The 15345-nt window shown below is 60.9% G+C and carries 13 protein-coding genes and 1 pseudogene; 13 read left to right on the forward strand and 1 reads right to left on the reverse strand.

The window, feature by feature from the left end; genetic code table 11:
- Window positions 1–71: 71 nt before the first annotated feature.
- Entirely contained in the window at window positions 72–1109 is a 1038-nt protein-coding gene (locus tag GR212_RS05155) for an aldo/keto reductase (protein ID WP_163985387.1), read from the forward strand.
- Between the two features lie 91 nt (window positions 1110–1200).
- Window positions 1201–1392, forward strand: a pseudogene (locus tag GR212_RS05160) (IS3 family transposase); the annotation flags it as partial.
- 78 nt (window positions 1393–1470) lie between these two features.
- Here the strand turns inward: GR212_RS05160 and GR212_RS05165 are convergent.
- Complete coding sequence (locus GR212_RS05165) at window positions 1471–2385, reverse strand: agmatinase (RefSeq protein ID WP_163985388.1); 915 nt, start codon at window positions 2383–2385, stop codon at window positions 1471–1473.
- Between the two features lie 285 nt (window positions 2386–2670).
- Between GR212_RS05165 and GR212_RS05170 the strand changes: the two genes are divergently transcribed.
- From GR212_RS05170 to mntR, 11 genes are all read left to right on the forward strand, one after another.
- Window positions 2671–5442 carry an ATP-binding protein gene (locus GR212_RS05170; protein WP_163985389.1) on the forward strand — a complete coding sequence of 924 codons (2772 nt, stop codon included), beginning with the start codon at window positions 2671–2673 and terminating at the stop codon, window positions 5440–5442.
- A gap of 101 nt (window positions 5443–5543) precedes the next feature.
- Window positions 5544–6092 (forward strand): transporter, encoded by a 549-nt coding sequence (locus GR212_RS05175; protein ID WP_163985390.1) that lies wholly within the window; start codon window positions 5544–5546, stop codon window positions 6090–6092.
- Between the two features lie 403 nt (window positions 6093–6495).
- Window positions 6496–7326 carry an alpha/beta fold hydrolase gene (locus tag GR212_RS05180; protein ID WP_163985391.1) on the forward strand — a complete coding sequence of 277 codons (831 nt, stop codon included), beginning with the start codon at window positions 6496–6498 and terminating at the stop codon, window positions 7324–7326.
- An 82-nt stretch (window positions 7327–7408) separates the two neighbouring features.
- Entirely contained in the window at window positions 7409–8350 is a 942-nt protein-coding gene (locus GR212_RS05185; RefSeq protein ID WP_163985392.1) for an MBL fold metallo-hydrolase, read from the forward strand.
- A gap of 510 nt (window positions 8351–8860) precedes the next feature.
- Window positions 8861–9874 (forward strand): taurine ABC transporter substrate-binding protein, encoded by a 1014-nt coding sequence (tauA, locus tag GR212_RS05190; RefSeq protein ID WP_163985393.1) that lies wholly within the window; start codon window positions 8861–8863, stop codon window positions 9872–9874.
- A gap of 55 nt (window positions 9875–9929) precedes the next feature.
- Window positions 9930–10718 (forward strand): taurine ABC transporter ATP-binding protein, encoded by a 789-nt coding sequence (locus GR212_RS05195; RefSeq protein ID WP_163985394.1) that lies wholly within the window; start codon window positions 9930–9932, stop codon window positions 10716–10718.
- On the forward strand, window positions 10715–11569 hold the full coding sequence (locus tag GR212_RS05200) for an ABC transporter permease subunit (RefSeq protein ID WP_163985395.1): 855 nt from the start codon (window positions 10715–10717) through the stop codon (window positions 11567–11569). Before GR212_RS05195 ends, GR212_RS05200 begins: the two co-directional genes overlap by 4 nt.
- Before the next feature lie 81 nt (window positions 11570–11650).
- Window positions 11651–12733 (forward strand): LLM class flavin-dependent oxidoreductase, encoded by a 1083-nt coding sequence (locus GR212_RS05205; protein ID WP_163985396.1) that lies wholly within the window; start codon window positions 11651–11653, stop codon window positions 12731–12733.
- Between the two features lie 164 nt (window positions 12734–12897).
- Complete coding sequence (locus GR212_RS05210) at window positions 12898–13539, forward strand: DUF47 domain-containing protein (RefSeq protein ID WP_163985397.1); 642 nt, start codon at window positions 12898–12900, stop codon at window positions 13537–13539.
- The gene (locus GR212_RS05215; RefSeq protein WP_163985398.1) at window positions 13539–14543 is read left to right on the forward strand and encodes an inorganic phosphate transporter; all 1005 of its coding nucleotides are present in this window, start codon (window positions 13539–13541) and stop codon (window positions 14541–14543) included. The genes GR212_RS05210 and GR212_RS05215 overlap by 1 nt, the downstream gene beginning before the upstream one ends.
- 159 nt (window positions 14544–14702) lie before the next feature.
- Complete coding sequence (gene mntR, locus GR212_RS05220; RefSeq protein ID WP_163985399.1) at window positions 14703–15152, forward strand: manganese-binding transcriptional regulator MntR; 450 nt, start codon at window positions 14703–14705, stop codon at window positions 15150–15152.
- The last annotated feature ends 193 nt before the right edge of the window (window positions 15153–15345 follow it).

Consider the following 15345-nt stretch of genomic DNA (forward strand, 5'->3'; position numbering starts at 1 on the left):
TTTTGGGGCCGGGTCGCTGGAGGGCGAGATCGGCCGCCTGATGGAAACTCAACTCAATTGGCAGGAAGCAGATGTCAGCCATTTCATCGAGGACCGTATCAAAAGACGGATTGAAGGTTACAACGATGGGCCTGGGAGGAACGGGTCTCGGAAATATGTATAAGGCGACAGCCCCGGAGGTGGCGGCCCAGACGGTACACGCGGCGTTTGAACACGGAATCCGCTACTTCGACACTGCGCCGGTCTACGGATTTGGGCTTGCCGAATCGCGGCTTGGCGCGGCGGTAAAGTCCCTCCCCCGCAGCGAGATCGTGATCTCGTCGAAGGTTGGCTATGGCCTCATTCCCATCCCGGAGAGCGAAGTCAAGCCGGTGCTTTGGGAGGACGCTCCAGCCTTCAAACCAGAATTCGACTATTCCCGGGACGGCACTCTGCGCTCCATCGAGCAGAGCCTGAAGCGACTGGACACCGATTATATCGACATGCTGGCAATCCACGATCCCGACGAAGCGACGCATTTTGAGCCTGGAGAGGACCCATACGCTCGTAGTCGATTTAAGGAAGCGATGGACGGCGCCTACCACGTCTTACATGATCTACGCTCCCAAGGGGTGGTCAAGGCTATCGGTGTGGGCATCAACCAGTGGCAAATGCTTCAAGACTTTGTCGTCGCGGGTGAATTTGATTATTTCCTGCTGGCGGGGCGTTACACGCTGCTCGAACAAGAGCCTCTGAAGCCGCTTTTGCCGATCTGCGAGCAGCGTGGGACCAAAATTATCATTGGCGGCCCATACAATTCCGGAATTTTGGCCTCCGGCCCCGTTAAAGGGGCAATGTTCAACACAAAGATTGCCCCGCAACGGATTCTCGACAGGGTCGCCAAAATTCAATCCGTCTGCGAACGTCATGGCGTCCCAATGGCGGCGGCCGCGCTTCAGTTCCCCCTTGGCCACCCGGTCGTTGCAAGTGTGATCCCCGGAGCACGATCCGTATCGGAGCTGGAGCAAAACCTCACCTTTATGAACTTTCCGATCCCGGCCGACCTCTGGACCGATCTGGTGGCTGAAGGCTTGATCGACCGGGAGGCGCCTCTTCCTACTAGCCCCTAAGGCAATGATCACTGTGCCTGCGGCCGGAACACTGCGGGCACAGTTTCACAATGGGCGGGATGAAGTCGACTGCGGCGGAAGGGTGAGGTGACCGCCTGAGGCCGAACAGCAGGCAAAGCTGCGTGACCTCGCCAACGAGCGAAAGCGTTTCGGCTATCGGCGCCTGTTCGTCGTCCGGCGGGATGGAGAACCGTCTGGGGTCAATAGCGTCTACCGACTCTGTCGCGAGCAAGAGATCAAATTTGCCTGCCTTTCAGACCAAAGTTTGCGGTTGCGCCGCCGACCGCTGCGAAGTGTGTATCAACCCGATCCTCTCGGCAGCAGCTACAAGGTCGGTGACTATCGCCATCAGGTGCGGACTCTAAGAAGACTGCCGTGCGATCGTGCCGATCGCATTCGCAAGAAGGCGTGCGGCCGTCAGGGCCGAGAGGCCGTCGATATCGGCGGGAGGATAAAACTCGACGAGGTCCAATCCGGCAATCCTCGCCCGCTTGCCGAGACCCGCGATCAGATCGATCACCTGCGTATAGGTCAGGCCGCCGGGCGTACGTGCCGCCACTCCAGGCATGATAGCGGGATCGAGGCCATCGCAATCGAGGGTCACGACCACCCGCGCTCCCTCTGGAATATGCCGCAGGGCCGCTTCGACGCCCTGCGCATGAACCTCGCGGGCAGTGACCAAACGGCTGCCATAGCGCCGCGCCGCTTCGATTTCGGCGACGCGCGCGCTGCCGACGCCGCGGATGCCGACCTGCACGATACCGGCGACGTGCGGCATCTCGCTCGCCCGGCGCATCGGGTTCGAATAGCCGTAGCGCTCGTCATGCAACTCGTCCCGCCAGTCGATATGGGCGTCGATCTGCAGGATCCAGACAGGCCCGTGATCCGAAAAGCCTGAAAAGAAGGGAATAGGCACGGAATCGTCACCGCCCAGCAGGATCGGCACGGAAGGCAAGGCCAGCACCTCGCGCGTCTTCGCCTCGATCCGGGCCCTGTTGCCGGCATTGTCGTGCATGACGGTCGGGATATCCCCCACGTCGATGCAGCAGACGGGCTTGCCATCGAAAAGCGGGCCGCCGAGGTCGAAATCCCAGTGCTCGATAAGCGCGGCATCGCCCTGGCTTGCGGCGCGGATGGCGCCGGCGGCCAAGGCATAATTGCTGCTGTCCTTGCCGGGATAGGTGCTGCCGTGACCAGCCGCGAAGATCACCGCGCAGGGCGTGCGTCCGGCGGCCAGGCAGTCGGGAAGGCCGAGGAAAGAAGGTGAAACAGTCATTTCGCGATGATCCTGATAGTGGCTTGGCTTAGGATTTCAATGTTGAGGGTAGCCTGAGACGCAGGCGGCATGTCCACGTTCCGAAACGCGGGCGGCCATGCGGGTCTTCTCCCGTTTTGGACTTTTTCACCCACAGTCCATCGTTCACGGACGGAAACCTTTCCACGCAGCAGTGGCGGAGACGAGGCTGCTCTGTCATTGCCCAGCCTCCGGCCAATTCAGAAGCATTGTTGACATCAAGTCTCTCCACAGATCAACCTGTCAATCCGTGGCTGGAGATATCGCTTGGAAGAGGAGCTTCGTTTCGGGCCGTTCTCGATCGTGCCTGCAAGGCGCAAGCTTTTGCGGGAGGGAGAAGTCGTTCCGCTCGGAAGCCGGGCCATGGATATCCTCCTGTTCCTGATCGCGCATCGGGGCGAGCCGAAGACAAATACGGAGATCGTCAACCACGTCTGGCCGACGACATTTGTCGGCGAAGCGAACTTGCGGGTCCACATGTCGGCGTTGCGCAAGGCGCTTGAGGACCGTCAGCGTGACTCGCAAATCATCGCCAATACTCCCGGTCGCGGCTATACCTTCATTGCCGCGGTGGAATCTGGGAACAAGGACAGGAACGAGCCCTCTTCCGCCAATCGGCAGACATGGGCAGATCAGCCAACGTCCCGGATCTTCGGACGAAAGGCGGCGGTCGCGGCCATCGCCGGCCAACTCGCCAGAGGTCGCCTGGTGACGATTGCCGGGCCGGGCGGAATTGGAAAATCCGCCGTGGCACGCCTGGCAGCGTCCAACTATGCCGGCGAGGCCGACGTCGTATGGATCGACTTTTCGGAGATCGGCAGAGGTGAGCTTGTCCAGACCGTGGTCGCTTCGGCTCTCGGTGTAATCTCGCGCACGGATAATATCCTCCCCGAAATCATTTCCTTCCTGAAGACCCGGAGGCTTCTTCTCGTTCTCGACAGCTGCGAGCATCTGGTCGCCAATGTCGCGGAGTTCGTGGAGAAGCTGCTGGCGCAGACATCGGAGATCCGCATCCTGGCCACCAGCCGCGAGCCGCTGCGCGCCGAGGGCGAGCGGGTGCATCGCCTGCTGCCGCTCGAACTGCCACAGGGAAGGATGAAAGCCGAGGACGCGCTTGCTTCGCCCGCCGTCCAGCTCTTCGTTGAACGGGCCGACGCCTGTCTCGGCGGCTATGAACTGACGGACGAGGACGCTCCTCACGTCGTCGACATTTGTACGCGGCTGGACGGCATTGCCTTGGCGATCGAGCTTGCGGCCGGGCGCCTCGAGACGATCGGCGTGGCCACGCTTTCCCGCTCGCTGTCGGACGGCTTTCGGATCCTCACACGCGGACGGCGCACCGCGCTGGCACGCCATCAGACGCTGAGAGCCACGCTCGACTGGAGCTACCAGATTCTCCCGTCCGCCGAGCAACAGGCGCTGAACGCGCTTTCCGTACTTCCGGGCTGGTTTGCAAGCGACATGGCCGCAGCGATCCTGTCCGTCGATGAAACGGATGATATTCTGGCGGCACTGGTCGCAAAATCGCTCATCGCAGCTGCAACGCCTTCCGGTGAAACGCTCTACCGGCTGCTCGACACCACCCGGCTCTATGCGGCGGAAAAGCTGAAGGAAGCAGGCGAGCGCCACGCGGCCATGACGAGGCTCGCGGAGTATCTCACCGCCCTGTTCGAAAGCGCCGAACACGAGCTTTATTCGGTTTCGATGGAGGAATGGTCGCAAGAATTCGGCCAATACGTGGCCTCTCTTCGCGCGGCCCTGGAATGGGCATTTGGCGAAAGCGGCAACGGACTTCTCGGCGTCAGGTTGACGGTCGCCGCCCTGCCGCTCTTTTTCCGCCTTTCCCTGCTCGACGAATGCCTGGCTTGCGTGACCCAGGCGATCCGTTTTCTGGAAAGCCAGCCCGGATTGGACGAAAGACGCCGCATGAAGCTCTATGCGGCGCTCGGCTGGCCGCAGCTCCGCTCAACCGATGCTCCCGAATTCGGCGTGGCTGCCTGGAGCACGGCATATCGGATCGCCGAAGAACTCGCCGACGTCGATTATCAGCTGCGCGCGCTGTGGGCGCTGTGGGTGGACGCGATCAATCGCGCCCAACCCAGACTGGGTTTAACATTCGCCGAGCAATTCGGCGCGCGGGCGCCTCTTTCCTCCGATCCAACCGACGCGATCATCGGCAGGCGCATGAAAGGAGCGACGCTGCACTGGCTGGGACAAGCGCAGGAGGCGCGCGAACAGCTGGAAAGGATGATGGCCGAGTATCAGCGCGTCGCACCGCAACGGCATTCGGTTCGCTTCCAGTTCGATCAGAAGGTGACGGCAAGCATCATTCATGCACGATGCCTGTGGCTGCTCGATCATGAAGATGAAGCGCTTGAAGAAATCGAGGAAACGATCCGCTACGCCGCGGAGATCCGGCACGATCTGTCCCTGACCACCGTGCTGGCGGAAGCGGCCTGCCCGCTCGCGCTTCTCGCCGAGCGGGACGAACTGGCTGCGGATTATATCCAGCGCCTGCGGGACCATACCAAGGCTTTGTCGCTCGATGTGTGGCATACCTATGCGGACTGCTTCGAGGCCGAATTGCATTTGCGGGCCGGTCGGCATCAGGAATGCCTTCGGCAATTGCAGCGGGGCATGCCAGTTCTGCGCGGTGCCGGATTCATTCTCTTTCAGACGATCTTCCAATCGGTGGAAGCTCAGGCTCTCTCACGGCTCGGGCATCACGAGGAAGCATTGGCAATCCTCGACGCCGCCCTGACCCACTGCGAATCCTCCGGCGAACGGTGGTGCCTGCCGGAGCTATATCGGGTCAAGGGACTCGCCCTGCTTGCCGCGAACGGTCCTGCTGCCGCGCAAACAGCCGGGCATTGCTACCGCACGGCGCTGGGGATTGCCGGCGAGGACGGTACGAAGCGCTGGGAACATCGCATCCGGACATCGATCTCCAACCTTCCTGCCCCGATCAATCCGGCATCCGATCGTGATGCGGCATTAAACTCCGATATTGCGAGCCACGCCTCCGGGATCGCTCCCTGACATCGCAGCCAAGAACGATCCCTGATTTACAGGAATTTACAACTTTCAACTCGTCGGCCTCTCCCGGGCGTTGCATGATCGCCGGAAAAGGAGAGTGTTAAATGGACGGCCTTCCGCCTATCCGTCTTCTCATAGCCTTGGCCGATGGGCGACACGGAATTCTCAGCGACGAGTCTCTGATCGAGAGGATTGCGCCGCCATACTACCTTTTCAAGGATCATTTCGCCGAGGTGGTTCTTGCCACGCCGCTCGGTGGCTTCCCCGCCCTGTCGACGCAGATGCGACGGCGCTCGCACCAGGATCAGCTGGCACAGCGATTTCTCTCCGACCGTCATGCCCGCGACGATCTGGCGGACACGTTAGGCATCGATCAGATCGTCATCGACGATTTTGACGCGGCATTCTGCATCGGGACTGCCGACGACATGCAGGCTTCGGACAAAGGTAGCCTCGTGCCGACCGTCCGATCCTTCCTCGAGAGCGGAAGACCCGTGGCGCTCGTGCCCGGCTGGACACTCGATCTTTCGTCTGAAAAGGCGATGAGCGGGCTGGTCATCATGGGAGACAACGCCGAATCCTCGATACTCGCCGCCCACGCCCTCCTGAAGGTGGCGCAGGAAAGACGGAACCTCATGGCAAGTCCGATCTGACCTTTGCGGCCGGCAACCCGGATCGCAACACGCCACATGCCTCGTGTCATCGCACAAGAGGCCGTCTCCTCCTGCTCTCCTTGCGAGAACTCCTCTTCCGAGCGAACCGCTATTCCATCGCCTGCGCCTGATTTACGGCCCCGGTTCATGTGGTCGCCATTTGCATCAATTTACGACGCTTAACTCGTGTTGCCGCCGAAGCTGGGCAACGATGCTTTCGTCGAAGTTGGCCGGCAGGCCCGCGAAGGAGACAGTCATGAACGAGCGAGCCCTTGCATTTTCGGCAGAAGCGACACGACGGGACGTGCTTGTGGCGGGAGGCATCGCGATCGGCGCGATGGCCTTGCCCAGGTCCGCGATCGCCGCAACGAAAGCAGATTCATCTCACGAAGGGATAAAGATCATGTCATTTATCAAGACCAAGGATGGGACTGAAATCTTCTACAAGGACTGGGGTCCGCGCGATGCGCAGGCGATCGTCTTCCATCACGGCTGGCCGCTGAGCGCCGACGATTGGGACGGCCAGATGATGTTCTTCCTCGACAAGGGCTACCGTGTCATCGCTCATGACCGCCGCGGCCATGGCCGTTCCACCCAGACCTGGACCGGCAACGAGATGGACACTTATGCGGCCGATGTCGCAGCCCTGACGGATGCGCTCGATCTGAAGAACGCGGTCCATGTGGGCCATTCCACCGGCGGCGGCGAAGTCGCCCGCTATGTGGCACGAGCCAAGCCCGGCCGCGTAGGCAAGGCGGTGCTCATCGGCGCGGTGCCGCCGGTCATGGTCAGATCCGACAAGAACCCGGGCGGTCTGCCGCTGGAGGTCTTTGACGGTTTCCGTGCGGCGCTCGTCGCCAACCGCGCGCAGTTTTTCCTCGATGTGCCGGCCGGGCCCTTCTACGGCTTCAACAGGCCAGGCGCAAAAGTCAGCCAGGGCATCATCGAGAACTGGTGGCGGCAGGGCATGGCGGGCGGCGCCAAGGCCCACTACGATTGCATCAAAGCCTTCTCCGAGACGGATTTCACCGAAGACCTCGAGAGAATTGCGGTACCGACGCTGGTCATGCACGGCGACGACGACCAGATCGTCCCCTATGCCGATTCCGCGCCGCTATCGGCCAAGCTCCTGAAGCACGGCACCCTCAAAACCTACCATGGCCTACCGCACGGCATGTGCACGACGCATCCCGACATCGTCAATGCCGATCTGCTGGACTTCGTCCGCAGTTGACGACGATCGCCGTCGGCGCACCGCTACCACTCTTAGCAGCGCGCCGACGAACAACGAACAGCTAGAAACAGGAGACCGCAAGATGCGTGATCACCGGGAATTTCGGTTGGATGCGACACGCCGGGAAGTGCTTTCCGCTGCAATTGCCGGCGCCGCAGCCCTTCTTCTGCCGCGCGACGTCTATGCGGCGGAATTTCGCCATCTCACCCACGGCGCCTTCGACATCACCGTCGTCAGCGACGGTTTTCTGACGCTGCCGGCGGAGATACTGCTTCCGGACGCAACGCCGGAAGAGCGAGAGGTAATATTGCCGAGGCTCGGCGGAGATGCCCAGGGCGCGCCCTTACAGACCAATATTCCGCTTATCCGGCATGGCGACGATCTCATCCTGATCGACAACGGCTCCGGCACGCATTTCCAGGCGAGCGCCGGCAAGCTGGCCGCCAATCTGAAGACATTGGGCGTGGAGCCGGAAGCGATCACCAAGGTCATCTTCACACATGCCCATCCCGATCATTCGGGAGCAACGACGACGCAGGACGGCAAGGTCCTCTATCCGAACGCGCAGTATTTCGTGAACGAGGCGGAATGGAACTTCTGGACCGACAAGGACTACGAAACCCACATGCCGGCCGCGCTGCATGATTTCGCCCGCGGCGCACAGCGCGACCTTTTTGCGGTCCGGGATAGATTGACCATGATGAAACCCGGCCAGGAAGTCGTGCCGGGCATGAGCGTCATCGCGACGAGCGGCCACACACCCGGCCATGTCTCCTTCGAACTGGCAGGCGACGGCAATCTGCTGATTACCGGCGATGCCTGCACCAGCGACGTCATCTTCCTCGAGCATCCTGCCTGGCACTTCGGCTTCGATACAGATCCAGACGTCGCGCTCAAGAACAGACAAATGCTTCTCGACCGCGCAGCGGGCGAAAAACTCAAGATGCTCGGCTACCACTGGAGCTATCCCGGCATCGGCTATGCCGAGCGAAAAGACGGCGCCTACCGGTTCGTGCGGGCATAGAAAAGATCCGGCGCCATATCGCCCGAGCAGGCTCATGTGTCACCTCCTGCTCGGGCAAGACAACGTCATGCTCGGTCGTGCCCGAAGGGCGGCCTGGACCAGCTCCCGAACTGCGCCGAACGATTGCTGTTCCGCGGCGGAACTTTGATACGACTGCGATTGAAGCCACACCGCTACCCAAAGGCCAAATGGCCCGCTTTCCATGACGACGCGGGACAACGGGCGGCTGCAGATAGTCATTTCGGTGCATCTTTAAGGGAAAGGGCGGCTGCTCGACGCCTTGTCAGTGTTCGCATGATTTCGCGTGCGTAGTGGTTTGCCGATCATGCTGGCTTTGCAGGCCGGAAACATACCCGCGCTGTTGTCTCCTTCAATTCAGACAAACAATTCCGCTTATACTCTATAAAAATAGTTTGTTATTTCTATCGATCCTCTCCCCTTCTTCGCTAGGCTTTGGTCATTGCACTCAGGGAACCGCCGGAAGACTGAGATCCGGCCAAGGGGACAAACATGAAGTTCAAGACACTGATCGCTGCAGCCGCCATCGGCCTTGCCAGCATTTCAATGGCAGCCGTCGCGGCTGCGGCCGACAAAAAGGTCGTCGTCGGCTACCAGACGGATGCGTTGCCCTCCTCCGTCGCGATCGCCAATGGCGATTTTGCCAAGGAAACGGGCTACGACATCGACTTCCGCAAGTTCAATTCCGGCGCGGAGATTTTCGCCGCCATCGCGTCCGGCGATGTCCAGATCGGCTATGTCGGCTCAAGCCCGTTTGCGGCGGCCGCCTCGCGCGGGCTTGAGGTGAAGGCTTTCTACCTGTCGTCCATCTCGGGCATCGACGAAGCCCTGGTCGTGCGCAACGGCTCCGGCATCAACACGCTCGCCGATCTGAAGGGCAAGAAGCTCGCGGCTGCGCCCGTCTCCACCGATCACTATCAGCTTCTGGCCCTCATCAAGTCTCTCGGGCTGACCGAGAAGGACGTGCAGGTCTTCGCCATCCCGCAGCCGGAAATCGTCGCAAGTTACAATCGCGGCGATATCGACGGCGGCTTCGTCTGGGATCCGGCACTGACCGAGCTGAAAAAGGGCGGCAAGGTGCTCGTGACATCCAAGGATGTCGCCGACAAGGGTGCCCCGACATTCTCCGCCTGGGTCGCAACCTCGAAATTCGCGGCTGACAATCCGCAGTTCCTGAAGACCTACGCCTCGGTCATCAGCAAATACTATGCCTCCTTCGCAGCCGACAAGGCCGCCTGGGGACCGGATAGCGACAATGCGAAGGCGCTCGCCAAGCTTCTCGGCGGTACGGCGGACCAGCAGGCCGCCGCGCTGAAAAACCTGACCCTCCTGACGCCCGACGTACAGGCATCGGCCGCATGGCTCGGCGGCGGCGACCAATCCGGAGCAGCCAAGATCCTCAAGGACACCGCGGCTTTCCTGAAGAGCCAGGGGAAAGTCTCCGACGTCCTGCCGAATTACGGTGCATTCGTTACAGCTGACGCGCTTGTAAGCGCAAGCAACTGATCCTCCCTGACACCGGCGCGCTCGGCGCGCCGGTGTCGAACCTTTGAGAGGCCCCATGCTTCAAGTCGACCATGCCAGTGTTTTCTTTGCGGCGCGTGACGGCAGAACAGTTCACGCGCTCGACCGCGTTTCCTTCGACATTCCGGAGCGCGGCATCGTCGTCGCACTCGGCGCATCCGGTTGCGGCAAATCCACGCTGCTCAACGCGATCGCCGGCTTCCTACCTCTTTCCGAAGGCAGGATCACGCTCGACGGCAGGCCGGTTTCCGGGCCAGGCGCCGACCGCGGCGTCGTTTTCCAGAAGGATTCATTGCTGCCATGGAAGTCCGTCATCGACAACGTAGCGCTTGGCCTGCAATTTGCCGGACTGGGACGAAGGGAACGGCGCGACCGCGCATCGGAACTGCTGCGGCTCGTCGGGCTGACCGACTTTGCCAATGCCTTGCCCTATGAACTGTCGGGCGGCATGCGCCAGCGCGTCGGCATTGCCCGCGCGCTCGCCACCGACCCGGACATATTGCTGATGGACGAGCCCTTTGGCGCTCTCGACAGCCTGACGCGTGAGCAGATGCAGGAATTGCTGGTCTCCATCTGGGCCAGAACCAACAAGCGCATCTTCTTCATTACCCATTCGATCGAGGAGGCGCTGTTCCTCGGCACCGAAGTTCTGGTCATGTCGCCGAGGCCGGGGCGCGTCGTCGCCCGCTTCGAGCTCGATTTCGTGCATCGCTTTGCCGCCAGTGGCGACACGAGGGCGATCGTCACATCTCCCGAATTCGGCAATCTCCGGGAAGAAATTCGCGGCATCCTTCACAACGCCGAGACCATCAGGAGCGCCGCATGAGCGACATCATCGAGACGCGACCGATCGTCGTTTCCCAGAACGAGGCGCAACCGAAGCTGGTCCGCCTTCCCGATTTCGGTGTCGGCGACAAGCCCACCGTCACCATCAGCATCGTCACGGCAATCGCCTGTCTCGGCCTTTGGTGGCTAGTTGCCAAGCTCGGCCTTGTGTCGCATCTCTTCCTGCCGCGCCCGGACGAGGTCTTGACACAGATCGGCGTCGTCTATCGCGACGGCTATGCCGGCGCCTCGCTATCCGAACATATACTGGCAAGCCTGTTCCGCATCATCGTCGCTGCGGCCATCGCAATCGTCGTGGGCATTCCCGTCGGCCTGCTGATGGGCCTTAATCGCTGGGCAAAAGGCGTGCTGGATACGCCGATCGAATTCTACTGGCCTCTGCCTCCCCTTTCCTATCTGCCGCTGATGATTATCTGGCTCGGCATTGGCGAGACGTCGAAAATCACGCTTCTCGTGCTGGCGATGTTCGCGCCGATTTGCCTTTCCGCCCAAGCCGGCGTCCGTTCGCTGCCGCTGGAGCGCGTCAATGCGGCACGCTCGCTGGGGGCAAGCCGGTTGCAGCTCTTCTTTGCCGTGGTCCTGCCTTCGGCCCTGCCGGAAATTCTGACCGGCGTCCGGATCGCGTTCGGCATCGGCTGGGGCACGCTGGTGGCCGCCGAGCTCATCGCCTCGACCCGCGGCATCGGTTTCATGATCATGTCGGCTTCGCAATTCCTCGCCACCGACGTCGTCTTCGTCGGCATCGGCATCATCGCCGTTTGCGCTTTCGCCTTTTCGGCCGGAATCCGCATTCTCGAGGCCGTCCTGGTTCCGTGGAAAGGCAAACTTTAAGCATACCGGCGCCGTGAGCCATGGATGAACTATGGCCGGCGCCGGGGTGGAATATCATATCCAAGTCAGGCAGGCCCAGGCATGAGCAGCAATTGCGAATTTCTTTGGTATATCCCCAACGACGTCAAACCCGGCCATCGCGGCGATTCCACTCTCGAGAACCATAACAGCCTTGAAACCCTGACCAGCCACGCCAGGGCCCTGGAGGATCACGGCTGGAAGGGCGCGCTGATCGGTACAGGCTGGGGCCGGCCCGATACGTTCACTGTGGCTGCAGCGCTGACGGCCCGCACCACCACCTTCGAGCCACTGATCGCAATCCGGCCGGGCTATTGGCGACCGGCGCATTTCGCGTCGGCCGCCGCCACGCTCGATCATCTGAGCGGAGGCCGCGTGCGCGTCAATATCGTATCGGGCAAGGACAACCTGGCTGCCTATGGCGACAGCGAGGGCGACCAGGCGCATCGCTATGGCCGCACCAAGGAGTTCATGCGGCTCACCCGCAAGCTCTGGACGGAAGAAAACGTAACCTTCGAGGGCGACCATTTTCGTGTCAGCGAGTCCACGGCCGCGCCGCGCATCCGGCGCAGCGGCGAGCGCCTGCACCCCAAGCTCTATTTCGGCGGCGCCTCCGACGCGGCCGAGCGCGTTTCGGCCACGGAAGCCGACGTACAGCTCTTCTGGGGCGAGCCTCTCGCCGATATCGGCGAGCGCATCAGCCGGCTCAAGGCATTGAGCAGAGACCTTGATCGCGATCTTCCGCCACTGGAATTCGGGTTGCGCATCACCACGCTCGTCCGCGAGACGAGCGAGCAGGCCTGGGCCGATGCCGAAATAAAGATTGCCGAAATGGCAAAGAACAACGGCGTTGGCTGGAACGATCACCGTCAATCCATCGCCGTCGGCCAGAAGCGGCTGTTCGATCTTGCAGCGCGCGGCGATGTGCTTGACGACAATCTCTATACGGCGCCGGGCAAGGTCGGCGGCGGCGGCGCGGGCACCACATGGCTGGTCGGTTCGGCCGAAGATGTCGCCCGTTCCCTGCGTAAATATCGCGATCTGGGCATCACGCATTTCGTTCTTTCGGACACGCCCTATCTCTCGGAAATCAAACGGCAGGGCGACCGATTGCTGCCGCTCCTGCGCGAACAAATCCCAGCCTGACCGGGCGGCGCTCTTCAGCATGAGCCGGTTTGCGTTCGACGACACTGACGCAGCGTGTCCACAACAAACCTCAGCGAGGCCTGAAAACAACACCGTTCCGCGCCTTTCCAAGCCGCGCGTTGTCAATTATGACAATTTCGTGACAATGGACGCATGGAGCTTTGATGTTAGGCTGGTTTCGCAAACTCATGCCGCGCGAGGATCGTTTTTTCGATCTTTTCGCGCAGCACTCGCGCACGATCGTCGGTGCTGCCGAGGCGCTGAACCAACTGCTTTCCGGCAAGGACATCGATGGAAAGTGCCGGCAGATCGTCGAATTCGAAAATCAGGCCGACGAGATCACGCGCGATGTGCTGCTTGCCGTGCGCAAGAGCTTCATCACGCCATTCGATCGTGGTGACATCAAGGATCTGATCATGTCCATGGATGACGCCATCGACATGATGCACAAGACCGTCAAGACCATCCGCCTGTTCGAGCAGAGGAGCTTCGATCCCCGCATGCAGCAGATGGGCGGAGTGATCGTCAAGGCGGCGCATCTCGTGGCCGAGGCGGTGCCGTTGCTGGATCGCATGGGCGCCAATGCCACCCGGCTTGCCAACATCACGGAAGAGATCGTCAAGGTCGAAGGCCATGCGGACGAATTGCACGAGCAGGGCCTGAAAGAGCTTTTCCGCAACTACGGCACCTCCAACGCCATGGCCTATATCATCGGCAGCGAGATATACGGCGAACTGGAAAAGGTCGTCGACCGCTTCGAGGACGTCGCCAATGAGATCAACGGCATCGTGATCGAGAGTGTCTGATGGAGGCCTCGCTCGCCTTTCCGCTGCTGGTGGCAATCATTGCCACCGCTCTGTTCTTCGATTTCCTGAACGGGCTCCATGACGCCGCGAACTCCATCGCGACCATCGTCTCCACCCGTGTCCTGCGGCCGCAATATGCGGTTCTCTGGGCCGCGTTTTTCAATTTCATCGCCTTCCTGTTCTTCGGCCTGCACGTCGCGGAAACGTTGGGGACGGGCATCATCGATCCGAATATCGTCGATGCATCCGTCATTTTCTCCGCGCTGATGGGGGCGATCGTCTGGAATATCGTCACCTGGATATTCGGCATCCCGTCGAGCTCGTCGCATGCGCTGGTCGGCGGCCTGATCGGCGCCGGCCTCGCCAAGGTCGGCGTCAGTTCCATCGTCTGGCTCGGCGTCCTCAAGACCGCCGGCGCGATCGTCATGTCTCCGCTGATCGGCTTTTTGCTTGCCCTGTTCCTGGTCCTTGCCGTCACATGGCTGTTCGTCCGGCAGACGCCCTTTGCCGTCGACCGCACATTCCGCATCATGCAGTTCTTTTCAGCCTCGCTCTATTCCCTTGGGCATGGCGGCAACGACGCGCAGAAAACGATGGGGATCATCGCCATACTTCTTTATTCCCAAGGATATGGCGGCGGTTCCTTCCACGTTCCCTTATGGGTGGTTCTTTCGTGTCAGACGGCCATGGCTTTGGGCACGCTGCTCGGTGGATGGCGGATCGTGCATACGATGGGCTCGAAAATAACCCGCCTCAATCCCATGCAGGGCTTCTGCGCCGAGACTGGCGGCGCTCTGACGCTCTTCGCCGCGACCTGGCTCGGCATACCGGTTTCGACGACCCATACGATTACCGGCGCCATCATCGGCGTCGGCGCCGCCCGGCGAGTGTCGGCCGTGCGTTGGGGTATTGCCGGCAATATCGTGATCGCCTGGGTGATCACCTTGCCCGCTGCAGCCGCAATGTCGGCATTGTGCTATTGGAGCGTCCGGCTTTTCTCGTAAACGGCGGTCGCGTCGTAGCCTTGGACATGAAACCCAGAGTTTCCGTCCCTGATTAGCGGTGTCTATACCCCCAATTAGGGTTTCATTGCGCTTGCGATTTATTTATAGGCAAGGCTAAATATCTTCACCACTTTCTGAACCTTGCGAAGGTGAGCCGCCTTGACGAAATTGCCTCTTACCCCGGAAAGCCGACTTGCTTCGACGGAAGTCGAGTCGCATGCCGAGGCCTTTCAGAAAAGCCGTGACGACAGACGCACGGAATTGATGGAAGACTACGTCGAGCTCATTGCCGATCTGATAGAACACGCCGGCGAAGCACGCCAGACGGACATCGCGCAGAGGCTGGGAGTAACACAGCCGACGGTCGCCAAGATGCTCAAGCGTCTGGCGGAGGAAAATCTGATCACGCAACGCCCGTATCGCGGCGTCTTCCTGACGGAAGAAGGTCAGCGCCTGGCAATCGCAACGCGCCGCCGCCACGAGGTCGTGGAAGCTGTCCTGTGCCGCCTCGGCGTTGATCCCGATACCGCAAGGAATGATGCCGAGGGCATCGAACACCATGTCAGCGAGAAAACTCTCGAAGCGTTTGAGCGCTTTCTGAGAACATAGTAGCCGTGTTTGCCGCAAGGAGTCGGGTGGTCAATTGTACCGATCGAGCCATTTTGGGCACAGTTTCGACAAGAATGAACTGAAAACAGGATGCCGTTGGCTGATCGGCTTGACCGGGCGCCAAATATCAACGCAAGCTTTACAAATGTTCGCTAAGCAGAATCCAGCGAACAGCCGGCTTTGTGCTTCGAAG

Origin of the sequence: Martinezella lusitana (assembly GCF_010668395.1) — a bacterium.
Taxonomy (GTDB): Bacteria; Pseudomonadota; Alphaproteobacteria; order Rhizobiales; family Rhizobiaceae; genus Rhizobium; species Rhizobium lusitanum_A.